This is a genomic window from Streptomyces sp. NPDC014894, assembly GCF_043080985.1.
Lineage (GTDB): Bacteria > Actinomycetota > Actinomycetes > Streptomycetales > Streptomycetaceae > Streptomyces.
The window spans coordinates 363,203-385,311 of sequence record NZ_JBIBWD010000008.1; the positions used below are offsets into that span (position 1 = coordinate 363,203).

General features: G+C 73.8%; 16 protein-coding genes. 8 read left to right on the forward strand and 8 right to left on the reverse strand.

What is annotated here, in order from left to right; translation table 11 throughout:
* Positions 1-145 precede the first annotated feature (145 nt).
* The 3 genes from ACF089_RS21360 (at position 146) to ACF089_RS21370 (ending at position 4,442) form a co-directional block, all read left to right on the forward strand.
* Positions 146-1,942: a protein kinase gene (locus ACF089_RS21360; RefSeq protein ID WP_392028758.1), complete on the forward strand. Its 1,797-nt coding sequence runs from the start codon at positions 146-148 to the stop codon at positions 1,940-1,942.
* Positions 1,943-2,244: 302 nt separating this feature from the next.
* Positions 2,245-2,838: a hypothetical protein gene (locus tag ACF089_RS21365; RefSeq protein WP_392028760.1), complete on the forward strand. Its 594-nt coding sequence runs from the start codon at positions 2,245-2,247 to the stop codon at positions 2,836-2,838.
* 683 nt (positions 2,839-3,521) lie between these two features.
* Positions 3,522-4,442: a S1 family peptidase gene (locus ACF089_RS21370; protein ID WP_392028762.1), complete on the forward strand. Its 921-nt coding sequence runs from the start codon at positions 3,522-3,524 to the stop codon at positions 4,440-4,442.
* Positions 4,443-4,509: 67 nt separating this feature from the next.
* On the opposite strand, the gene ACF089_RS21375 is transcribed toward ACF089_RS21370, so the two are convergent.
* The 3 genes from ACF089_RS21375 to ACF089_RS21385 are packed head-to-tail and all read right to left on the reverse strand — an operon-like array spanning position 4,510 to position 6,903.
* Positions 4,510-5,334, reverse strand: coding sequence for an amino acid ABC transporter ATP-binding protein (locus tag ACF089_RS21375; RefSeq protein ID WP_392028764.1), 825 nt, complete (start codon positions 5,332-5,334; stop codon positions 4,510-4,512).
* 7 nt (positions 5,335-5,341) lie between these two features.
* A complete protein-coding gene (locus ACF089_RS21380; protein ID WP_392028766.1) occupies positions 5,342-6,172 on the reverse strand; it encodes an amino acid ABC transporter permease in 831 nt (276 codons plus the stop codon).
* A complete protein-coding gene (locus tag ACF089_RS21385) occupies positions 6,139-6,903 on the reverse strand; it encodes an ABC transporter substrate-binding protein (protein ID WP_392028768.1) in 765 nt (254 codons plus the stop codon). Before ACF089_RS21385 ends, ACF089_RS21380 begins: the two co-directional genes overlap by 34 nt.
* 434 nt (positions 6,904-7,337) lie before the next feature.
* Here ACF089_RS21385 and ACF089_RS21390 point away from each other — a divergent pair, with 434 nt between their 5' ends.
* Together ACF089_RS21390 and secD are read left to right on the forward strand one after the other, a co-directional pair.
* Positions 7,338-7,754, forward strand: coding sequence for a hypothetical protein (locus tag ACF089_RS21390; RefSeq protein WP_392028770.1), 417 nt, complete (start codon positions 7,338-7,340; stop codon positions 7,752-7,754).
* A gap of 126 nt (positions 7,755-7,880) precedes the next feature.
* Positions 7,881-10,199: a protein translocase subunit SecD gene (gene secD, locus ACF089_RS21395; protein ID WP_392028772.1), complete on the forward strand. Its 2,319-nt coding sequence runs from the start codon at positions 7,881-7,883 to the stop codon at positions 10,197-10,199.
* Between the two features lie 166 nt (positions 10,200-10,365).
* On the opposite strand, the gene ACF089_RS21400 is transcribed toward secD, so the two are convergent.
* Together ACF089_RS21400 and ACF089_RS21405 are read right to left on the reverse strand one after the other, a co-directional pair.
* On the reverse strand, positions 10,366-10,863 hold the full coding sequence (locus ACF089_RS21400; RefSeq protein WP_392028774.1) for a GNAT family N-acetyltransferase: 498 nt from the start codon (positions 10,861-10,863) through the stop codon (positions 10,366-10,368).
* Positions 10,864-10,886: 23 nt separating this feature from the next.
* Entirely contained in the window at positions 10,887-11,273 is a 387-nt protein-coding gene (locus ACF089_RS21405; protein ID WP_392028776.1) for a VOC family protein, read from the reverse strand.
* Between the two features lie 218 nt (positions 11,274-11,491).
* Between ACF089_RS21405 and ACF089_RS21410 the strand changes: the two genes are divergently transcribed.
* Positions 11,492-13,444, forward strand: coding sequence for a Xaa-Pro dipeptidyl-peptidase (locus ACF089_RS21410; RefSeq protein ID WP_392028778.1), 1,953 nt, complete (start codon positions 11,492-11,494; stop codon positions 13,442-13,444).
* Between the two features lie 136 nt (positions 13,445-13,580).
* On the opposite strand, the gene ACF089_RS21415 is transcribed toward ACF089_RS21410, so the two are convergent.
* A complete protein-coding gene (locus ACF089_RS21415) occupies positions 13,581-14,306 on the reverse strand; it encodes a siderophore-interacting protein (RefSeq protein WP_392028780.1) in 726 nt (241 codons plus the stop codon).
* Positions 14,307-14,463: 157 nt separating this feature from the next.
* On the reverse strand, positions 14,464-16,674 hold the full coding sequence (gene ligA / locus ACF089_RS21420; protein WP_392028782.1) for an NAD-dependent DNA ligase LigA: 2,211 nt from the start codon (positions 16,672-16,674) through the stop codon (positions 14,464-14,466).
* Positions 16,675-17,611: 937 nt separating this feature from the next.
* Here ligA and ACF089_RS21425 point away from each other — a divergent pair.
* Positions 17,612-19,048 carry a PP2C family protein-serine/threonine phosphatase gene (locus ACF089_RS21425; RefSeq protein WP_392028784.1) on the forward strand — a complete coding sequence of 479 codons (1,437 nt, stop codon included), beginning with the start codon at positions 17,612-17,614 and terminating at the stop codon, positions 19,046-19,048.
* Between the two features lie 100 nt (positions 19,049-19,148).
* Here ACF089_RS21425 and ACF089_RS21430 read toward each other — a convergent pair whose 3' ends face one another.
* Entirely contained in the window at positions 19,149-20,642 is a 1,494-nt protein-coding gene (locus tag ACF089_RS21430) for a hypothetical protein (protein WP_392028786.1), read from the reverse strand.
* A gap of 239 nt (positions 20,643-20,881) precedes the next feature.
* On the opposite strand from ACF089_RS21430, the gene ACF089_RS21435 reads away from it, so the two are divergent.
* The gene (locus tag ACF089_RS21435; protein ID WP_392028788.1) at positions 20,882-22,009 is read left to right on the forward strand and encodes an aminoglycoside phosphotransferase family protein; all 1,128 of its coding nucleotides are present in this window, start codon (positions 20,882-20,884) and stop codon (positions 22,007-22,009) included.
* The last annotated feature ends 100 nt before the right edge of the window (positions 22,010-22,109 follow it).

Genomic DNA, 22,109 nt, shown 5'->3' on the forward strand with positions numbered 1-22,109 from the left:
CAGTCGGCGCGATCGCGTCTGCTGCCGGGGAACGCCGGTGGGCTACGGTGCGGCAGGCGCGCGCCGACCTCCGCTCCCCGGGCCCCTCGGGTCGCGGGGCGCGCGAGCCCGGCAGGATCCGGCGGGCAGGCCCGAGGGGGGCGGGATGAAGACATGGACGGTGCCCGGATACACGGACGCACGGGAGCTGGGTTCCGGCGGGAGCGGGCGGGTGGTCCTCGCCGTGCACCGGGCCACCGGAGCGCCGGTGGCGATCAAATATCTCAGCGAACGGCTGCGGACCGACCCGGCCTTCGTCCAGAGTTTCCGCAGCGAGGCCCGGGTGCTGGGCGAGCTGGACTCCCCCCATGTGGTGGGCCTGTACGAGTATGTCGAGGCCCCGCGCGGCGCGGCCATCGTGATGGAGCTGGTCGACGGGATCGCCCTGCGCGCACTGCTGCGCCAGGAGGGCGCGACCGGGCCCGAGGCGGCGCTCACCGTGCTCAAGGGCTCCCTGCTCGGGCTGGCCTCGGCGCACCGGGCCGGGGTGGTGCACCGGGACTACAAGCCGGAGAACGTGCTGATCGCGGCGGACGGCTCGTCCAGCCTGGCGGACTTCGGCATCGCCGTCGGCGAGGGCTCCGCGCCCGAGGTCGCGGGCACCCCCGCGTACATGGCCCCGGAGCAGTGGCAGGGGGAGCCCGCCTCCCCCTCGGCCGATGTGTACGCGGCGACGGCCACCTTCTTCGAGTGCCTCACCGGCCGTAAGCCGTTCACCGGGGAGAATCTGGCCGAACTGGCCCTTCAGCACATGAACGCGCCCGTGCCGCTGGACGAGGTGCCGGAGCCGGTCCGTCCACTCGTCGGGCGCGGGCTGGCGAAGTCGCCCGGGGAGCGGGCCGGGGACGCGTCGGCGTTCGTGGCCGAGCTGGAGGAGATCGCGCGGGCGGCCTACGGGGAGGACTGGGAGGAGCGGGGCCGCCGGACGCTGGCCGCGCTCGCCGCCCTGCTGCCGCTGCTGTTCCCCTCCTCCGGGGAGCGGGCGGGGACGGCCGACCGGGCCGTGACCGCGCTCGGGGGCGCGGCGGGCGTCCTGGGCGGCCGCCGGCGGAAGCCCGGCGGCCGGTCACCCGCCGGGGCAGGAGCCGCAGCCGGGCCGTCTCGCGGGTCTCGGGGCATGTGGGCGACCGTCGGCTCCCTTCTCGCGGGGCTGGTCGTCGCGGCGCTGCTGTTCGGCCTGGTCGTCGCGCTCGAGCCGGACGGCGGCGGACCCGCCCGTGCCGCCGCGCGGAGCCTCGCCACCACGGGAGCGTGGCCGGACGGCGCCGCCGGGCCCGTGTCCTCGCCCCCGGCGGGCGCCCCGTCCCGTGCGCCGGGGCGGGCGGCGGCCGCGGGCGCGCCGCTGCCGTCGCCCGGCGGCTCCCCCTCGGCCTCGCCGGTACGCGCCGGGTCCCGGGCGCCCGGTTCCTCCGCGCCGGAGCGCGCGGCCGGCGCCCCCTCCCCGACCCGGGGACCGCCGACGCCCTCGCGCTCCCCCTCCGCCTCGGCCGCGCCCTCGGCGAGCGCTTCCGCCTCTCCTTCCGCTTCCGCCTCCCCGACGCCGAACGTCCCCTCCCCGGTACGGGTGAGGTCGGTGTCCGTCACCGGCTTCCAGCAGACGAGCCGGGCCCGGCGGACGCCCGGCGAGGGCGACTCGGCGACCGCGACGGTCGAGGTGGTGACGGACGGGACCGGGCCGATCACCGTGACCATCGGCTGGTACACCGGCGATGTCCAGGGCGAGCCGGGCGTGCTGGAGGGCTCGGAGACCTTCCGGCGCAGCGGTGCGCGGAACTACTTCCTCAGTCCCTCCCATCTCTTCACGGGCCCCGGCTGCTATCTGGCGGTCCGGGCGGTCACCGAGCCGGCCGCGACGGGCGGCGGCTCCTGGCGGCAGATCTCCCGGGGGTGTTCGATCGGGTGACGGATCCACGTATTCCCTACCGGCGGCGCGGCGAGCGGCCCGACCGGGGCGAGGGAGCCGACGGGGGCGGGGGGCCCGACCGGGGCGAGGGGCCTCCAGGCCCCGGCCCCGATCCTTCTCAGGAGCCTGGTGCCGGGACCGGCCCCGACCTCGGTCCTGGCTCCGTTTCCGGCCCCGGCTCCGTTTCCCGTTCCGGTCCTGGTTCCGTTTCCGAACCGGCCCGCGCCTCGGAGGACGACGGCTACCGGGCCACCGCGCTGGGCGGCCACTGGTCCGAGGGGCCGGATTCCGGACCCCGGCCGATGCCCTGGACCGGCCGGCCGGAGCCCCGACGGACGGCCTCGCACCGGCGGACGGTCCCGTACCCGCGCGAAGAGGGCGAGCTGCGGCGCTTCGGCCCCGGCGTGACCGGTTCCGTGCGCCGTCACGCCCCGGGCGGGACGGCGGAGGCCGCCGCCGTCGCAGCGGCCGTGTGGCGCGAGCCGTCGCGTACCGAACGGCTGCGCCGGGCACTGCGGCGATGGGCCCCGGCCGCCTCGGCGGCGGCGATCGCGCTCGCGCTGCTCCTGTGGCAGCGCTACGGCGGTCCGGTCGCCGTGGACTCCGTCTCCGCCCGCCCCGCGTCGGCGGTGCTCGGCTGCGGCGGCACGGCGGACATCGTGGGAGTGGTCGACACCAACGGGCGGCCCGGCACCCTCGTCTACCGCTGGGTGCGCAGTGACGGCACCTCGTCGGGGCGGCTGCGGCAGAAGCTGGCCCGGGGCCAGGAGGAGGCGCGGCTGCGGCTGCTGTGGTCGTTCCACGGTCGGGGCGACTACCGCGCCGACGCGGAGCTTCAGGTGGTCTCGCCGTCGAAGCACCGGAGCACGGCCCGCTTCGACTACCGCTGCCGCTGAGCCCGCGCGAGGCGGCGCGGGCACGCGGGGGCTCCGGCGGCGGGAACGGCGGCGATCCGCGACGAAGAAATCCGTGCGGAAATCACGAGAAACAAACAGATCCGGACAGCAAGGCTTGGCGTAACAAGCGCGGCAATCACACCATTTCACTGGTCGGCCGAGCGGTCCCGAGCGGCGGAGGACGGCCCCGTACCCCTCCCACCGGCGAGGATGCCCCGTACCGACCATGAGTCACCGGCGCTGAGAACTGCCGTCGACAGAGGCGGGCACAGAGGCGGTGTCCTTACGATGACTACATTTTGTTCGAATGTGGTCACTCTCTGAACAGGCGGAACAGGGGGTGCCGGAGCGCATTTCGAGCCGGGATCCGGTGCCGCGAGGACAACCTGTGCGGACGCCGAAGGGGCGTTCGCACCGGGCCGGCCGAGGATCCGCCGGGGCCGGGACGGCGGCGGGCTCCCCCGGCCGCCGGGCGGGCCGGGGCCATCGCCGCGCCCACCGGGGGCGACCGAAAGCGGATCTTGTGGCGCGGTGGTGCGGAGTCCAGGATTCCTAGCACCTCGGCGGAACGGCGCCCCGGCCGCGGCGGCGGCCGGACCTCTCGTCGCCGAGCGTTCGTCCGGCCCTTCTCCCCACGGGTCCGGAATCCCCCCAGCCGCAATCCCCACAGTGAGGAAGCAGAGTTGAGAATCACGCGCTCCACCCCGTTCGGCGGCGCGGCCGTGCGGGTACGGCTGACAGCCGTGGCGGCCGGTCTGCTGACCGTGTCCGCGCTGACCGCCCCCAGCGCGGCCGCCGAGCCGGGAGGCCCGGCCCGGGCCACCGCCGCCCAGCTCGCCGAGGTGAGCGACGCCGTGCTCGACGCGGACATCGCGGGCACCGCCTGGTACACCGACCGGGCGAGCGGCGCCGTGGTCGTCACCGCCGACCGGAGGGTCTCGGCCCGGGAGGCCGCCCGGCTGGAGCGAGCGGCTGCCGGGACCCGGCCCGGCGTACTGAAGATCGGGTACACCCCCGGCACGATCACCAAGCTGACAGCGGGCGGCGAGGCGATCTACGGCAGCGGGACCAGATGCTCGCTCGGCTTCAACGTCCGCCGAGGCAACGCCCACTACGCGCTCACCGCGGGGCACTGCACCCGGGGCGGCGGCACCTGGTACACCAGCCCGAGCGGCGCGGTGGCGCTCGGCGCCGCCAAGGGCTCCAGCTTCCCCGGCGACGACTACGGAATCATCCGGCACGCGGACCGGTCCGCCGCCGAGGGCCGGGTCTATCTCCACAACGGGGGCCATCGCGACATCACCTCGGCGGGCACGGCCCGGGTGGGGCAGTCGGTGCAGCGCAGCGGCAGCACCACCGGGCTGCGCGGCGGGCGGGTGACCGGGCTCGACGCCTCGGTCAACTACGGCGGCGGCGATGTCGTCCACGGCATGATCCAGACCGATGCCTGCGCCGAGGCCGGGGACAGCGGCGGTCCGCTGTTCGCGGGCCGTACCGCGCTCGGTCTCACCTCCGGCGGCAGCGGTGACTGCGCCCGGGGCGGAGTCACCTTCTTCCAGCCGGTCGGCGAGGCGCTGAGCGCCCACGGGGTGAAGGTCTACTGATACCGGCGGGAGGTCCGGTGGTCCCCCGTCGGCGAGGGATCACCGGACCTCCCGCCCCTGCGGGCGCTCAGCCCTGCCCCGGGGTCCCCGGCGGACCGGCGCTCGGTTCCGGGTCCCGGGCGGCGGCCGGGTTCAGCACCCGGTCGAGGAAGTTCCTCGTACGCTCGTGGCGCGGATCCCCCACCACCCGCGCGGCCGGGCCCTGCTCGACGATCACTCCGCCGTCCATGAAGACCACCCGGTCGGCGACCTCCCGGGCGAAGCTCATCTCATGGGTGACCACCACCATGGTCATGCCCTCGTCGGCCAGCATCCGCAGCACGGCGAGCACATCGCCCACGAGTTCCGGGTCGAGCGCGGAGGTCGGCTCGTCGAAGAGCATCACCTCCGGGCCCATCGACAGCGCCCGGGCGATCGCCACCCGCTGCTGCTGACCGCCGGAGAGCTGCGCCGGATAGGCGTCCGCCTTGTCCAGCAGCCCGACGCGCGCCAGATTCTCCCGGGCGACGGCCGCCGCGTGCGCCCGGTCCCGGCGCAGCACCCGCCGCTGCGGAAGGGTCAGGTTCTCGGTGACCTTCAGATGCGGGAAGAGGTGGAACTGCTGGAACACCATGCCGATACGGCGGCGTACCGCGTCGATGTCCACATCGGGGTGGGTGACGTCCGTCCCGCCGACCACGACCCGTCCGGCGGTGGGCTCCTCCAGCAGGTTCACACAGCGCAGCAGGGTCGACTTGCCGGATCCGGAGGGGCCGATGACACAGACGACCTCGCCCCGGCCGACGTCCAGATCGATGCCCCGCAGGACCGGTTCGTCCCCGAACGACTTGTGCAGCCCCCGGATCTCGATCTCGGCCCCGCTCGTCGCGGGCACGGGCTCGTCCTCGGTCATGGCTTCCTCATCCGGTGCGGTCCGAGCGGGCTTCGAGGCGGCGTACGACCAGGCTGAGCGGCACGGTGACCAGCAGATAGCAGAGGCCGGCCACCAGGATCGGGGTGGAGTTGGCGCTCTGGCTGGCGAGGTCCCGGCCGAATTTGGTCAGCTCCCGCTCCTCCAGGGTGACGCCGAGGAACAGCACCAGTGAGGAGTCCTTGAAGAGCAGGACGAGTTCATTGGTCAGCGGCGGTATCACGATCCGGAACGCCTGCGGGATGATCACCGACACCATGGCGCGGGCATGGGAGAAGCCGAGCGAGCGGGCGGCCTCCAGCTGTCCCTTGGGCACCGCCTGGATGCCGGCCCGGATCGTCTCCGCCATGTAGGCGGCGGCGACCAGTCCGAGTCCGAGCGCGACCTTGCCGTAGGTGCCGCCGGGGATCGCGGTGCCGGGGAAGGCCAGCGGCACCGCGACGCCGACGAAGATGAAGATCAGCAGGGCGGGCAGGCCCCGGAAGAACTCGATGTAGAGGGTGGCCGCCCAGCGGTAGGGCGCGACCGGCGAGAGCCGCATCAGGGCGACGACCACGCCGAGGACCAGTCCGAAGAGGAATCCGGAGAGGGTGTAGACCACCGTGTTGCGCAGGGCGGTGGTGATGATGTCGGGGAACAGCTCGCGGGCGAGGTCCGGCTGGGCGAACTGGCGCGCCAGCCGGTCCCAGTCGGCGAGCGCGCCGACCAGGACCACGAGCCCCGCGAAGACGGCGTACTGGGCGCCCCGGAAGGCCCGGCGGCGCTGCCGCGCGGTCGGCCGCAGGGTCACGACGAGCCCTGGGGCGGCGGTCCGATCCACCGTCGGTAGAGCGAGTCGTAGCTGCCGTCGGCGCGCGCCTCCCGGATGGCCCGGTCGATGGCCGCGAGGAGCTTCCGATTGCCCTTCTTCACCGAGATCCCGTACTGCTCGCCGGTCTCGATGGGCCGGCCGAGGGAGAATTCGGCGGCGTTGCGCCGGTCCTTGAGCCAGCCCTGGACGACAGGGTAGTCGATGACGACCGCGTCGACCTGTCCGGTGCGCAGTCCGGTGAGCACGGCGTCCGAGCTTTCGAAGGCGACGGGGTCGAGGCCGTGCTTCTTGGCGTGGCTCTCGCCGGTGGTCTCGGTCTGGGCGCCGAGCCTGGCTCGGCGGCTCTTGACCTGGTCGAGGGAGGTCAGACCGCTCTTCCTGGTCGCCAGCAGGGCCTGGGTGGCGTCGAAGTAGGGGACGGAGAAGTCGACGTTCTTCTTCCGGTCGTCGGTGATGGTCATCCCGGCGGCCGCGAGGTCGCACTCGCCGGAGTTGAGGAACGCGCCGGTCTTGAAGTTCTCGAAGGGGGTGTCCACGATCTTCTGCTCGACCTTGAGCCGTTTCGCCACCAGGTCGACCAGGGCGACGTCGAAGCCCACGATCTCGCCGTCCCGTTCGAACTGGAACGGCGGATAGGGCAGATGGGTACAGGTGGTCAGCGCGCCCTTCTCGACGACCGGGACGCCGCCTGCGGCCTCGGCCGGTCCTTCGCCGGAGGAACAGCCGGCGACGAGGAACATCCCCGCCGCCGCGCCGGCGACCGCCCGGGCCCGAAACCCTCCGGCGGCCGGTCCGCTCCGTTTCGCGGCCCTCCGCGACTCGTACGGCTCCGCGGCTCCTTCTGACCTGTGCGGCTCCGCGGTTCTTTCTGACCTCTGCGGCTCCGCGGCCTTCCCGGACCGGTACGGCTTCGCGGCTTTCCCGAACATGTGCGACTCTGTGGCCTTCCCGAACACGTGCGACCTCCATGACGGGGGAATGTGCAGGGCAGGCGGTCACTCGAACGAGACCGTCCGTCGGAGATCGTAGACATCACGCCATGGAGTGAACATGCTGTTCACGAGGCGTTCACAACCGCCCGGGAAGACCGGGGGCCGTCCGCTCACCGGCCGCCCGCCGGTGTCGCCTACGCTGTGACCTGAACGGTCGGGTCACAACACCAGGGGGCGGGCGCATGCGACAGCGCGTACGTCTCCTCGTCGCGGCCTCCCTGCCGCCGCTGCTGATGGGCGTATGGGCGGTCTTCGTGGTCCTCGCGGGGGCCGGGCCCGCCCCGATCGCCGGAGCGGTCGCCTCCGCCCCCGCCGTCACACCCGCCGTTCCCGCCCGTACCGACGGCCCCTCGCGGACCGCTTCGGCGCGGGCCGAGGTGCGGCGGGCTCCGGTCGCGACCGTCCAGGAGGTCGTCTCCTCCGATCCGGGCGACCGGCCGCCCCTGGCGCCCGAGGCGGCCGAGCCGCCGACGGCCCCCGTCACCGCGCTGCCGTCGGCCGGCCGCGAGGCGGCGGGTCCCCGGCAGGAGCGCGCGCCGCCCCTGCCCGTCCACGGCCCCCGGCAGACCCGGGCACCGCCCTCCTCCACGAGCAGCTGAGGTCTCTTCGGCGTCCGCCGCCCGTCCCTGTGGCATGTCCACGGGCACGACGGCGCGCGATCGCCGCGTCCCTTACCTGTCCGCGGCCGCCCCCCGGGCGAGCCGTGTGCCGCCCGTGGAGTACTCATGTCCTCTCGCGCCACGTTCTGGCGTGCGCTGTTCGCGCTCGCCGTCGTCGCCGTATCGCTCTATGTCGCCATGACCCAACCGCCCCGGCTGGGGCTCGATCTGCGGGGTGGCACCCGTATCGTGCTGGAGACCCGCGACTCGCCCACCGTCCGCGCCGACGCGGGCGCGACCGACCGGGCGCTGGAGGTGCTGCGGCAGCGGGTGGACGCGCTCGGGGTCTCCGAGCCGTCGCTCGCCCGCTCCGGTGAGCGCCGTATCGTCGTGGAACTGCCCGGGGTGCAGGATCCGCGCAAGGCCGCCGAGGTCATCGGGCGCACCGCCCAGCTCACCTTCCACCCCGTGGTGGAGGCGACGCAGGGTCCGAAGAGCGCCCCGGCCTCCGACGGCTCCCGGGTGCTGCCCGACCCGGACGCGCCGGGCGCGTTCCTCAAGCTCGCGCCGCCCGCGCTGACCGGCGAGGGGGTCAAGGACGCCGAGGCGGTGCTCGACACCCAGATGGGCCGGGGCTGGTCCGTCGACCTCTCCTTCCGGGGCGGCGGCAAGGAGTGGGCCAAGATCACCGGCGACGCGGCCTGCGCCGCTCCGGGCGACCCCGCCCGGCGGGTCGCGATCGTGCTGGACGACGCGATCGTCTCCGCGCCCGGCATGGAGACCTCGGTGCCCTGCAAGGCGGGTATCACCGGGGGATCGGCGCAGATCACCGGCAGCTTCGACGCGGCCGAGGCCCGCGATCTGGCCGCCCTGGTCAAGGGCGGCGCGCTGCCCGTGCCCGTGACCACCATCGAGCAGAGCGTGGTCGGCCCGACCCTCGGCGCGGACGCCATCCGCGCCAGCGCGATGGCCGCCGTGATCGGCCTGATCTGCACCGGACTCTTCATCATCGCCGTCTACCGGCTGGTCGGAGCGCTCGCCACCCTCGCCCTGGCGCTGTACGGACTGATCTCGTACGCCGCGATCGTGGCGATCGGCGCGACGCTGACCCTGCCCGGACTCGCCGGCTTCGTCCTCGCGATCGGCATCGCCGTGGACGCCAACGTCCTCGTCTTCGAACGCGCCAGGGAGGAGTACGCCCTGGCCAACACCGGCCGCACCGGATCGCGGTCCGCCGCGGCGGCCTCCGATCTGCGCCGGCCGCTGCGGATCGGCTTCAGCAAGGCGTGGAGCGCGGTCACCGACTCCCATGTGACCACGCTGCTCGCGGCCGGGCTGCTGTTCATCTTCGCCATCGGGCCGGTCAAGGGCTTCGGGGTGACCCTCGTGATCGGGGTGCTGGTCTCGCTGATCTCGGCGATGGTGATCACCCGGCTGCTCGCCGACTGGGCGGTGGCCCGCGGCGCGGTGCGGCGGCGGCCGAAGCTGACCGGACTGGCCTCCAAGGGCCGGATCCGGACGGCCCTGGAGCGCCGCCCGCCCCGGCTGATGCGCCACCGGCGGCGGTGGCTCGGGATCTGTCTGGGGCTGCTGGTGTTCGCCCTCGGCGGGATCGGGGTCCGCGGTCTGGAGTTCGGGGTCGAGTTCACCGGCGGCCGTCAGGTGCAGTACGCCGCCGAGCGGCCGGTGGACGCCGACATCGCGCGCGCGGCCGTCACCGAGGCCGGGTTCCCCCGCGCCGTGGTCCAGACGACGGGCGAGCGGGGCGTCACCGTGCGCACCGGCGAGCTGAGCAATCAGGAGCAGGAGAGGATCCGGGCCTCGCTCGGCGAGGTCGCCGGAAAGGTCACCGTGGAACGGGACGAGAAGATCGGACCGAGCCTCGGCAGCGAGCTGCGCACCCATGCGCTGATCGCGCTGGCGGTGGCGGTCGCCGCCCAGCTCCTCTATCTGACGGTGCGGTTCCGCTGGACCTTCGCCGCCGCGGCCGTCGCCTCGATGGTGCAGGACGTGCTGCTGGTGGTGGGGCTGTTCGCCTGGCTGGGCAAGCCGGTCGACAGCGTGTTCCTCGCGGCGCTGCTGACGGTGGTCGGCTACTCGGTCAACGACACGGTCGTCGTCCTGGACCGGCTGCGCGAACTGCGGCGGATGTCGCCGCGCGGGGCCTGGCCCGAGCTGGCGGACAAGGCGGTGGCGCAGACCCTGCCCCGTACGGTGAACACGGGCATGGGCGCGCTCTTCGTGCTGATCGCGCTCGCGGTCCTCGGCGGGGACTCGCTGGCGGACTTCTCCGTCGCGCTGCTGGCGGGTGTGGTGATCGGCATCGCGTCGACGGTGTTCACGGCGATGCCCCTGGCGGTCGGTCTCCAGCACCGCTGGCCCGACCGGCCGCGCACCCGCCCGGAGCGCGCGAGCGAACGGCGCGGCACGGGCGCGGTGGTCTGAGGCGTCGTACCCCCGGGGGGCGGCCCGAGGCATCGGCCGCCCCCGGGGGTACGGGGCGTCGGCGGTCCCACGGGGTACGGGCCGACGGTCCGGCGGGGTAAGGGCCGACGGTCCGGCGGGGGTACGGGGGCGGCGGGGGTACGGGGCGCCCGCCGCCCGCAGTGATTCAGCCGTCCGCGGCGACCGGGAGCACCAGCTCCGGCCGGTCCCAGGCCACCGCGGGCGGATTGGCCGGACAGGTCCCGACGCGCCGGGCCCCGACGCTGAGGTAGAAGCCCTCCGACGGCGGATGGGAGACGACGCGCACCGCGTCGATCCCGGCGCGGCGGGCCTCGCCGGTCAGATGGCCGACGAGGAGACGGCCGATGCCGAGCCCCTGCGCCCGGTCCGCGACGAACATCAGATCCAGCTCGGGCGGGTCGAGCACCAGGGCGTAGAAGCCCAGCGCCGCGCCGCCGCCGTCCACGGCGACATGCACCGCGTGGCTCTCGATGTAGTCCGGGCCGACCCGATAGCCCTCGACCATGGCCGCGTACGGGCCCTCGTAGGCGCGCGCGCGGCGGACCATGGCGGTGAGCCGCTTGGCGTCCGCGACGGTCGCCCGCCGGATCCGCACCGGGCCGACCGGTGCCGCCCGACGGGCACCTGTCAGATGTGAACTCATGGAGTGAGTATTACATTCGCAGGTCACTCGGGGGATACGAGGAACAGACAGAAGGGGTGGCCCGCAGGGTCCAGCAGAACGCGAAGGTCGTCCTGCCCCCGCGCGGAGGTCTCGGTGGCTCCGAGGGAGACCGCGTGCCGGACCGCCGGGCCGAGATCGTCGACCCGGATGTCGAGATGGAGCATCTTCTGCTGCGCTCCCGGCTCCTCGGGCCAGAGCGGCGGCTCATACTCCGGTTCGCCCTGGAACGAGAGGCCGAACGCGCCGTCCGGGGAGCGGAGATGGACCCAGTCCGGCTCGCTCGCCCTCACCTCCCAGCCGAGGAGCCGTCCGTAGAACTCGGCCAGGGCGTGGGCGTCCTGGCAGTCGATGACCAGGCTGGCCAGGGTGAACCGTGGGGTGGGCGGCACTCTCTCTCCTTCTGCGGGGCGATGATCGGGCCCGTACGGCGGCGGTGGGCTCGCCGGCCGCGCGGAGGACGGTCCCGGGGGCGTCCGCCGCGGGGGTGCTTCCTGGGGTGCGGGCATCCCGACAGGCTGCCAGAAGGCGGTCTGGCGCGGGGCGCCGATCCGCGGTGGAATGTGCCCGCGCTTCCGCGTGATCGTCACCTTCCGAGCCTGGAGGCACGATGGCGAGACTCCCCGCGTCACCCCGCACCGGCGTCTTACGGAGGGCGGCCGCGCCCGTGCTGGCGCTCTGTCTCCTCGGCGTGCTGCCCGCGCCCGCCGCCGCCCGGGTCGCCCCCGGGCCCGCCCCCTCGCTCTCCGTCGCGAACGGGCGCACCGAGCCGGTCTTCTCCCGCGCCGACGCCGTGTCGCAACTGGTGGACATCGAGACGGAGGCCGACAGCGACGAGGACGGCCGGCGGGACACCGTACGGATGCGGATCCTGCGGCCGAAGGAGACCGGCGACGGGCTGAAGGTGGCGACGATCATCGAGGCCAGCCCCTACTGGGGCGGCGGCAACGAGGTCCCCTTCCATCCGGTGGATCTGGCGGAGGACGGTCTTCCGCCGACTCGGGGGACGGCGGCCGAGAGCCGGCTGCCGGGACTCGTCGACCCGTCGGCGTCCGCCGCGTCCCCGGCGCAGTCCGAGCGGTCCGCCCCGTTCCCCGGATACAACGACAACTACTTCCTGCCGCGCGGCTACGCGGTCGCCCAGCTCGACAGCGTGGGCACGGGCGGGTCGACCGGCTGCCCCAGCTCCGGCGGACGTGCGGAGACGCTCGGCGCGAAGGCGGCCGTGGACTGGCTGAACGGCCGGGCCCGGGGCTGGGACCCGGACGGCCGTCCGTCCCGCGCCTCCTGGTCGACGGGCGACGCCGCCATGATGGGGATCTCGTACAACGGCACCCTGCCGACCGCCGTCGCCGCCACGGGCGTCGAGGGGCTCAAGGCCATCGTGCCGATCTCCGGCATCTCCTCCTGGTACGACTACTACCGGGCCAACGGCGGGGTGGTGGCCCCCGGCGGCTATCAGGGCGAGGACGCCGACATCCTGGCCAAATCCGTGTACAGCCGCGCCGACCGGGAGATCTGCCGGCCCGTTCTGGACCGGCTGACGGCGGAGCAGGACCGGCGGACCGGCGACTGGAGCCGGTTCTGGGCCGAGCGGGACTATCTCAAGGACGCCCGGAGGATCAGGGCCGCGGTGTTCGCCGTCCACGGCGGCAACGACTGGAATGTGAAGACCCAGCACGTCGGCCGTCTGTGGGAGGCGCTCGGGAAGCACGAGGTGCCGCGCAGGCTCTGGCTGCACCAGGCCGGGCACAACAATCCGATGCCGCTGCGGATGGAGGAGTGGCTCGGACAGCTGCATCAGTGGTTCGATCACTGGCTCTACGATCTGGACAACGGCGCTCCCGAGGCGGCTCGGGTCGAGGTGGAGCAGGCGGACTTCAGCTGGCGGCGGCAGTCCGACTGGCCGGCTCGCGGCACCCACGATCTGACGCTGCGGCTCAATCCGGCCGGGCTGGGCGCCCGGCCCGGCCCGGCGGTCGAGCACTCGCTGAGCGACGCGGGCCGCACGGTCCGGGCGGAGGCCCTGGTCGCCGACCCCGGCGCCGCGCATCCGAACCGGCTCGCCTACACCACCGGCCCGCTCACCGAGGAGCTGCGCGTCAACGGCGTCCCCCGGGTCTCCCTCCGGTCCTCGCTGGACGGCGCCTCGCCCTATGTGACGGCACTGCTGGTGGACTACGGCCGGGACACCCGGGCGGTGGCGGGCACGGTGCCCGACGCCTCGGCGCCGGTCTGCTACGGACAGGGCGTCCCCGGCGACACCGGCTGCGCCCACCGCACCCGGCACCGCACCGAGACCGCCGACTTCAAGATCGTCTCGCGTGGCTGGCTGGACGTCCGCAACCGGCGTTCGGCCGCCCGGGAGAGCCGGGTGGAGGAGGGGCGCGAGTACCGGCTCCGTTTCGGGATGCAGCCGCAGGAGTACGTCTTCAAGAAGGGACACCGGCTGGGCGTGGTCCTGATCTCCACGGACCACGACTACACCCTGCGCCACCCGGCGGGGACCCGGCTGACCGTGCGGACCGGGGTCAGCGGGGTGACCCTGCCGGTGGCCCCCTGACCCGCCCGGCTCCACCGCGCGGACCCGGCCGGACCCCGTCGGGACGGCCGGCCCGCGCGACACCGGGCCGGTCCGCCGGGCTCGCCGACGGCGGACCGGGGCGGGCAGGCCCGCGCAATGTCGGACCCGCGAGGCGTCAGGCGGCTCGCCAGTAACCCAGCGCGTTGACGCGGTCCTTGGCCAGGCCCAGCTCCTTGCGGGCGTACGAGGCGAGGGAGCGCGTCGTCGCCGTGTCGCAGGCGATCCAGAGATACGCTCCCGCCGGGTCGTCCAGCAGGGCGGGCAGCTCCGACCGCACCTCGGCGACCAGCCGCGCGCCGCGCTCCTGGCGGGGGACGCGGCGCAGTTCGTGGCGGGCCGGGTCCAGCCGCAGCGGCAGATCCGGGTCGGAGGCGTGGCTCGTCTCGAACCAGATCGTCGCGGATGCCTCCGGAATCGCTCCGAGCAGGGAGTTGATCGCGGGAAGGGACGCGGGGTCGCCGACCACGAAGAGACGTTCCGGGGCCGGGGAGGGAGCGGTGAAGCCGGTGCCCTGCAAGGTGGCCTGAACGGTCTCACCGGGCCGCGCCTGCCGGGCCCAGGCGCTCGCCCGGCCCTCGTGCAGGGCGAACTCCATGCTGAAGGCGCCCGCCTCGGGATCGGGATCGACGAGGGTGAAGGCCCGCTGATGCGGCTTGTCCCCGTTGTCGAACCAGACCCGGACCCACATGGTGGGGTGGACCCCGGTCTGCGCCAGCATGCCGCCGTCGGTGAAGTGAACGCGCCGGAAGCGGTCGGTGACCTCTTCGACCCCGGTCACCGTGAAGGCGAAGTCCTTGCCGCGCATCAGTTTGAGGACGACGCCCTCCCAGCCATGTCCCACGGCAGACTCCTCCCCATCGGCCCGGCCGGCCCGCCGAACCCAGATCCATTTATTTAGGCAAGCCTAACCTAAACTGATCCCGACTGGATCTCCGCCGCATCTCCCCTCCCCCTCGCTCTCCCGAAGGCCGCCGAGGCCCGGCCTCCGGGCCCGTCCGTCACTCCGTCAGAAAGTCGGCGACCAGCTCGGCGAACTCGTCCGGCGTGGCCGTACGGACGCCGAGCTGCTCGGCCTTGGCCCGCTTGGAGCCCGCGTTCGCACCGGCGACGAGCAGCGAGGTCCGCCCGGAGACGGAGGAGGAGGACTTCCCTCCGGCCCGCTCCACGAGTTCGTTCATCCGCCCGCGCGACAGCGACGCCAGCACTCCCGTCATCGCGCCGCTGACCACCACCGTCATCCCGCTCAGCGGCCCCGCCGACCCCGCCGGCCCTCCCTCTTCGCCGGCGCTCCCGCCCGCGTCGGCGCCGGTGCCGGCGTCCGCGTCCGCCGGGGCGGGCGGACCGGTCACCCCGGGCTCGCTCATCCGGACCCCGGCGGCGGCCAGCCGGTCGATGAGCGGCGCCAGCTCGACCAGCTCGGCGACGACCGTCCGGGCCTTCTCCCCGCCGATGCCGTCGACCCGCTGGAGCGCCTCGGCGTCGGCCGCGCGTATCCGCTCCATGGAGCCGAAGTGCCGGGCGATACGGCGGGACATGGAGCGTCCCGTGCCGCGCACCCCGAGCGCGCAGAAGACCCGCGACAGCGGACGGTCCTTCGCGGCCCGGACCGCCGCCAGGAGATTGTCGGTGCTGGTCTCCCCCATCCGCTCCAGACCCAGCAACTGCTCCCGGGTCAGGGTGAAGAGGTCGGCGAAGTCGCTCACCAGCCCCGCGTCCACGAGCTGGACGACCCGCGTGACGCCCAGCCCCTCGATGTCGAGCTGATCGCGCCCCGCCGCGTACGCGACCGAGGCGACCAGCCGGCAGTCGCGCCCCCGGACACAGCGCCAGCGCTGCTCCGAGGCGTCGATGTCCGATCCGCACTGCGGGCACGCCGTGGGGAAGACGATCGGCCGCTCCTCCCCGGTGCGCAGATGGGCCACCGGCGCCTCGACGCGCGGGATGACGTCCCCCGCCTTGTGCACCATCACCTTGTCGCCGATCCGCAGATCGCGGCGGGTGATGTCGCCGGGGTTGTGCAGGGTGGCGTAGGAGACCGTCGAGCCGTCGATCTCCACCGGCTCCAGCACGGCGCGGGGCGCGATGGCCCCGGTGCGCCCCACGTTCCACTCGACGGCCAGCAGGGTGGTCACCTTCTCCACCGCGGGCAGCTTGTAGGCGACGGCCCAGCGCGGGGCGCGGGAGCCGGATCCGGCCGCCGCCCGGTCGGCCGCGAGATCGGCCTTGACGACGATGCCGTCGATGCCGAACGGCAGCCCGGCGCGGAGTGCGGCGAACTCCTCGATCCGGGCCTGGAGGGAGTCGGCCTCCGTGACGGTGCGCGGCGGGACGGCGGTGGCCGCGGCCGTGTGGATCCCCAGCTCGGCGACGCGCTCCATGAGCGTGCTGTGCGGCCACTCGGCCGTCCCCTCGGCGAAGGCGTCCGCCGACCCGGGCAGCGGCAGCGCGCCGTACCCGAAGAAGGTCATCTCCACCCGGTACGCGCGGTCTCTCGCCCGCAGGGTGCCCGCCGCTCCATTGCGGGGATTGGCGAAGGGGGCCCCGCCGTGGGCGGTGCGCGCGGTGTTGGCCCGCTCGAACTGCTCGCGGGTCATCAGCACCTCGCCCCGCACCTCGAGGGTGACGGGCTCGGTGAGCCGGTCGGGGAGCCCCACGATGGCGCCGATCGCGTGGGAGACGTCCTCACCGGCGAAGCCGTCCCCCCGGGTGAGCAGCCGGGCGAGCCGCCCCTCCTCGTAACGGGCGGCCACGGCGAGGCCGTCGAGTTTGGCCTCGACGCTCCACCGCTCGACGGGCCGGCCGATCCGCCGCTCCACGGAGGCCGTCCAGGCCAGCAGCTGCTCGGCGGAGAAGGCGTTGTCCAGCGAGAGCATCGGCTCGGTGTGCGGCACGTCCCCGACCGCCGCGCCGCCCGCGACCTTCCCCGTCGGCGAGTCGGGCGACAACTCGCCGGGATGCGCCGCCTCATAGGCGGCGACACCGCGCACCAGCCGGTCGTAGGCGTCGTCGTCCAGAGCGCTCTCCCCCGTCGCGTAGTACGCGGCGGCGGCCCGGGCGGCGGTCTCGACAGCCGACGCGTACGCCGTGGCGCCGACGAGCACCACGGCGGGAGCGGGCTCCGCAGCGGCCGGGGCGGACGGCGCGGAGGAGACTGCCGGAGCGGATTCCGGCGATGCGGCCGCGACGGGGGCGGCGGGAGAAGTCGTCATGGTTCACATAGTGCGGCCCACCACTGACAATGCCCCTCGATACCGGCTCCGACCTGGTCTTTCATGGTCCGCCGGGAGCCGTGGGGACCGGTCCGCGACCGGGGCCGGCGGCCTCCGCCGGGGCGCCCGCCGCCTCGCACCACCGCGCACGGCGCGGGCCCGCCGCCGCGCACCGCCGCTACCGGGTAAACCCGCCGACTCGCACGCCGCGTACGGCGTGAGCCACCGACTCCGCGCGGAACGTCGCCCCGTCGCCGGGGACCGCGTGAACCCGGCCGGCTCCCCCGGCCCCATGCCGCCGGGGCCGGTGCGTGATCCCGCCGGACCTCCGGTCGCCGGGTCCGAGCCCTCGGCGAACGGACTCGTCGTGGACTTCGCACCGCCCCGCAGTCGATTCTCCGCCATTCGGCCGTCCCTCGTCCGACGGAGCCCCTCCGGACGCGTTCTTGGCCGGTTCTCCCTCCTCGATCGTGGCCGCTTCGGCGGCTCGGAGCCGGCCCGAACGGCCTCCCAGGAGTGCGTACACGAACAACTCCGGAGTCGGCGACGCACGCTCGGAGCCCGTACCGACGGCTTCGCACCCCATCGAGGAGCCGCAGCTCATCGGGGATCACCCCACCGACGGACCGTTTCTCCGCGTCGGCCGACGCCGTCGTTCCGCAGGACCCGGCGGAACGGCGCGCCGCGCCTGGCGCCGAAGGCGGCCGTCAGCCACGGGGCCACGACCCCGCCGAGCTGGGAGAACTCCCCATGACACACGATGGCCTGAACCAGACTCCGTGGACCGCCGACTCCCGACATATGACCCGGGCACCACCGTGCCGAGTGTCGCCAAATCCCTTACGGGTCCTCCCCGCCTGTGCGAGAGTCGTACCGGTCCACAGCTCAAGACCGTGTCTCAGACCTGGCCGAGGCCACGCCTGTATCGGAGTCCCACATGCCGTCCCATGTGTTCGCGGAGCGTCCCGCCTCACAGCCGCCCGAACGCGGTTCCGTAGACGCTCTGATCACTCGGACGCGCCGGCTCCGCGGCGATGTGGACGCGGTGCGCCGGGACGCCGCGGTGGACGAGGACGACCCGCACGGCCGGTGGCAGCGGGCACTGTGCGATCTGGCCGTCCATCAGCTCGACGACCTCGGGACCCATCTGGGACAGCTCAGGGAAGGGCTGCCGGACACCCTCCAGGACGAGGCCGAGGACCCGCTCGCCGGACACCTGGCCGACAGCGCCCAGCGCACCGGATCGCTTCTCAGCCGGGTCGGCAGCGCCGAGTGGAATCTCCTCACCGACGAGGTGAGCTGGTCGGACGAGCTGTACCGGATCCTCGGGCGCACCCCGCAGAGCGGCCCCATGACCCTGGACGAACTGCCCTCCGTCGTCTTCGCCGAGGACCAGGCCCTGCTGACGACGCTGGTGACCGGCTGTCTCGTCGACGGGCGGCCCATCGACGGCGAGTTCCGTATGGTGCGGTCGGACGGCCGGGTGCGCACCGTCCATATGACCGGTGAGCCCGTGCTCGACGCCGACGGCTCCACCGCCTCCATGTGGGCGGTGTTCCGGGACGTCAGCGAATTGCGCCGCAGTGAGCGGGCGTTGCGTGAGAGCCGCGACTCGCTCCATCGCAGGCAGCACATCGAACACACCGAGCACCGGCTCGCGGTGGAACTCCAGGAGGCCGTCCTTCCGCCCTGGCGGGGCTCGCTCCGCTTCCCGGCGGACGGAACGGGCGGGCTGGACGTCGCGGCCCATGCCTTCCCGGCCGCGACCGGCACGGTGATCGGCGGCGACTGGTACGACGCGTTCCAGCTGCCCTCCGGCGCCTCGCTGCTCGGCGTCGGCGATCTCACCGGGCACGGGGTGAGCACCACCTCCACCATGGCGATGCTGCTGGGCGCGCTGCGCGGGCTGGGGCTGGCGGGCATCGAGCCCGGACAGCTGATGGGCCATCTCAACCAGCTGCTGGAGACCTCGGCGCAGCCCGCTCTCGGCAGCGCGGTCTGCTGCCGCTTCGATCCCGCGGGCCGCACCCTGACCTGGGCCCAGGCGGGCCACCCCGCCCCGCTGCTCTTCCGCAACGGGACGGGGCGCGCCCTGACCCAGCTGGACGGCGTCCTGCTGGGCGCGACCACGGGGGCCGCGTACGAGCAGGCCGGTGTCCGTCTGCTCCCCGGCGATCTGCTGGTGCTGCACACCGACGGCCTCACGCGCACGGACGCCGTCGGCGACTGCGACCCGGGAGAGCTGCTCGCGCTGGCTCCCCGGCTGGCCGAGGCGGCCGACGCCCAGGAATGCGTTCGGACAATCGTACGGACCGTCGGCGCGGACGGCCGCGACGGCGGTGCGTGTGTGCTGGCCGTGCGGATCGGGCTGTAGCGGTACACGGCCGGGCGTGGCACAGCACCGGGCGTAGAGCACGGCGGATCGAACGGATCGAAGAGCCCGGCACACGGTCCGGAGCCCAGGGGCGGGGAGGCTAGGCGGGGGCGCCTCTGTGCCTCCGCAGGGGGCTGTTGGGCAGCGCGAGAAGGATCTCCTGGCGCAGATCGTCGATCTTGCCGTGTCCGGCGTAGTGCCCGGTCAGCCGGTACATCTCACGCAGCCTGTCCCAGGTGCGGTGGGACGAGGTCTCGCCCATCGAGACCAGCGCGAGTCTGGCGTAGCGATCGGCCTGTTCGGGATCGTTGCCGATGAAACACGCGGAGGCCATCGAGATGTAGTCGAAGATCTTGGAGCGCTGTCGTCCGCCCTCGCGCAGCTCCAGGGCCTTTCTGGCGTGTCCCTGCGCGATGTTGGCCGCCGAGGGATCGTGTTCGGCGAGCGTGCGGTAGGCCAGCGCCTCCATGCCGTGCAGATCGGCCTCGTCGAACATCTGCATCCAGCTGGGGGGCGGCACATCGCCCTTGTCGGAGACGAAGAGGTCCTCGGCCTCGCCGAGGGTGCGGCGCATGGCCTTGCCGTGGCCCATGGACGCCTGTGCCCAGGCCTCGATGGTGTGCAGCATCGCCCGGGTGCGCGGCAGGGTCTCGTCGCCCGATCCTGATTTGGCGAGCTTCATCAGGTCGAGCGCGTCGTCGGGGCGGCCCAGATGGACCATCTGGCGGGCGGCGCGGGAGAGCGCCTCCCCGGCTCTGGGCCGGTCGCCGCCCTCGCGCGCGGCGTGGGCGGCGATGACGAAGTACTTCTGGGCGGTGGGTTCGAGGCCGACGTCGTGGGACATCCAGCCGGCGAGGACGGCGAGGTTGGCCGCGACGCCCCACAGGCGCCGCTGGAGGTGATCGGGGTGGCGGTAGGCGAGCATGCCGCCCACTTCGTTGAGCTGGCCCACCACGGCCTTCCGCTGGAGCCCGCCGCCGCGGGCGGCGTCCCAGGCGCGGAAGACTTCGACGGACCGCTCCAGTGCCTCGATCTCCTCGGACCCGATGGGGGCCGCCTCGTAGCGGTCGTACCCCACGGGGTCGGCGTGCAGGGGGTTCTCGGTGGAGGGGGCGTCCTGGGCGAGAGCGGGATCGGTCTGCAGCCAGTCGTGCATCGCGCTGCTGAGCGTCGTTCCCGCGGCGAGCGCGGCGCCCGCGCCCACCAAGCCGCGTCGGTTGAGCATGAGGTCCATTCCCGTGAATTCGGTGAGGACCGCTGCCGTCCGGTCGGGCGCCCACGGCAGGCCGTCAGGGTTCTCCGAGCCCTGCGCGTCCTTCCGCCTGCCCGCTCGCCCGTTCCGTACGAACCCGAGGTCCTCGATGGTCACGACACGGCCGAGCCGCTCGGTGAACAGAGCCGCCAGCACGCGGGGCACGGGGTCGCGCGGGGTCTCCCCCATGTCGATCCAGCGCCGTACCCGCGAGGTGTCGGTCGCCAGTTGGGGGTGGCCCATGGCCGCCGCCTGCCGGTTCACGAGTCTGGCGAGTTCGCCCTTGGACCAGCCGGTCATGCCGAACAGGTCGTACAGGCGGGTGTTGGGTACTCCGGTCACGTCAAGCCCCCAGGTTCTCGGCTGAGTTGACAGTAGCCCGCCCCCGGGCGCGGGCAGCCGCGCGACCGCTATTCGCCAGGGTTCGCCAGGGTTCGCCAGATGGTGTGCCACCCGCGCGCTGGTGTGACGTAGGAACGCGTCACCCCGGCCCGGCTCCGGTCGCATTCCCCAGGATGCGGCCGGAGCCGGGGCGGGCGGCGCACGCGAACTGTCGGCGCACGAAGGGATCTGTCACCCCCATGCACACAGCATCGTCCTCCGTGTCCGCCCCGTACCGGCCGCAGCGCCCGCCCACGCTGAACGGAGCCGGACCGTATCTCGCCCCGGCGCGCACGGGCCGGCCGCCGCTGCGGCCCGCCACGGCGGCCGGCCAGGCCCCCAGCGGGAGGATCGACCTGTCCGGAGCGCAGGGCGCGCAGCTGAGGATGGCGGTCGCGGCGGTGCACCGGATCTGTCCGGAGTTCACTCCGGTGCAGGTGCTGCGCCGCAGCGGGCGCTCCGTGCTGATCGTCGGTACGACGGGGAGGACGACCGCGGTCGCCAAGTGTCTGCTGGACCGCTCCTCCGTCTGGGTCGAGCGGTTCCGGCACGAAATAGCCGCCTACCGCGCGTTCGTGCGCCACCGTCCGCCGGTGCGCGCCCCGCGGCTGATCGCCGCGGACCCGGAGAACTGCACCCTGGTGATCGAGCGGATGCCCGGCCGTCCCGCGGCCCTCACCCGTCACCCGAACGAGGCTCCGCCGCGCACCGATGTACGGGCCGTGCTCGGCGCGATCGCCCGGCTGAGCACCTGGCGGCCGCCGGCCGAGCTGTTCGACCGGCCGCTGGACTACGCGTCGCGAATCTCCCGCTATCACGAGCTGGGTCTGTTCACCGATCGGGATCTGGGCGATCTGCAGAAGCTGTTGCGCGGGCTGGCGCATGCGGGCGGGCGGCACGGCATCAGCCAGTTCTCCCACGGTGACGCGCTGCTCTCCAATGTGCTGCTGTCGCCGACCGGTCCGGTGCTGGTCGACTGGGAGCACGCGGGCTGGTATCTGCCCGGGTACGACCTGGCCACGCTCTGGGCGGTGCTCGGCGACGCGCCCGCCGCGCGGCGGCACATCAGTCAGACGGCACAGCAGGCGGGCCCCGAGGCGCGGGACGCCTTCCTGGTGAATCTGATGCTGGTGCTGACCCGGGAGATCCGGACCTACGAGACGGCGGTCCAGCGGACGATGCGGGAGGCGACGCCGACGGGCGGCCCCTCCGGGGCGGCTCCCGGCGGGCTCTCGGCCGGTGAGGAGCAGCGGCTGCTGTTGCGGCGGCTGCACGACGACTGCGCGCGGGCGCGTCGGGCGGTGCGTGCCGCCGTCGGCACACGCTGAGCGATCTCTTCCTCCGCGCCGCGCCCCCGGGGAGCCCCGGGCACGCGGCGCGGAGGCGCTGTGACCGGCCGGGGTTGATGGTCGGTTCCCGGAATCCAAC

Coding starts and splice junctions, on each gene's coding strand:
- ACF089_RS21360 (WP_392028758.1), top strand. CDS start 146: ATGAAGACATGGACGGTGCCCGGATACACGGACGCACGGGAGCTGGGT.
- ACF089_RS21365 (WP_392028760.1), top strand. CDS start 2,245: ATGCCCTGGACCGGCCGGCCGGAGCCCCGACGGACGGCCTCGCACCGG.
- ACF089_RS21375 (WP_392028764.1), bottom strand. CDS start 5,334: ATGACCGAGGACGAGCCCGTGCCCGCGACGAGCGGGGCCGAGATCGAG.
- ACF089_RS21385 (WP_392028768.1), bottom strand. CDS start 6,903: ATGTTCCTCGTCGCCGGCTGTTCCTCCGGCGAAGGACCGGCCGAGGCC.
- ACF089_RS21390 (WP_392028770.1), top strand. CDS start 7,338: ATGCGACAGCGCGTACGTCTCCTCGTCGCGGCCTCCCTGCCGCCGCTG.
- secD (WP_392028772.1), top strand. CDS start 7,881: ATGTCCTCTCGCGCCACGTTCTGGCGTGCGCTGTTCGCGCTCGCCGTC.
- ACF089_RS21400 (WP_392028774.1), bottom strand. CDS start 10,863: ATGAGTTCACATCTGACAGGTGCCCGTCGGGCGGCACCGGTCGGCCCG.
- ACF089_RS21410 (WP_392028778.1), top strand. CDS start 11,492: ATGGCGAGACTCCCCGCGTCACCCCGCACCGGCGTCTTACGGAGGGCG.
- ligA (WP_392028782.1), bottom strand. CDS start 16,674: ATGACGACTTCTCCCGCCGCCCCCGTCGCGGCCGCATCGCCGGAATCC.
- ACF089_RS21425 (WP_392028784.1), top strand. CDS start 17,612: ATGCCGTCCCATGTGTTCGCGGAGCGTCCCGCCTCACAGCCGCCCGAA.
- ACF089_RS21435 (WP_392028788.1), top strand. CDS start 20,882: ATGCACACAGCATCGTCCTCCGTGTCCGCCCCGTACCGGCCGCAGCGC.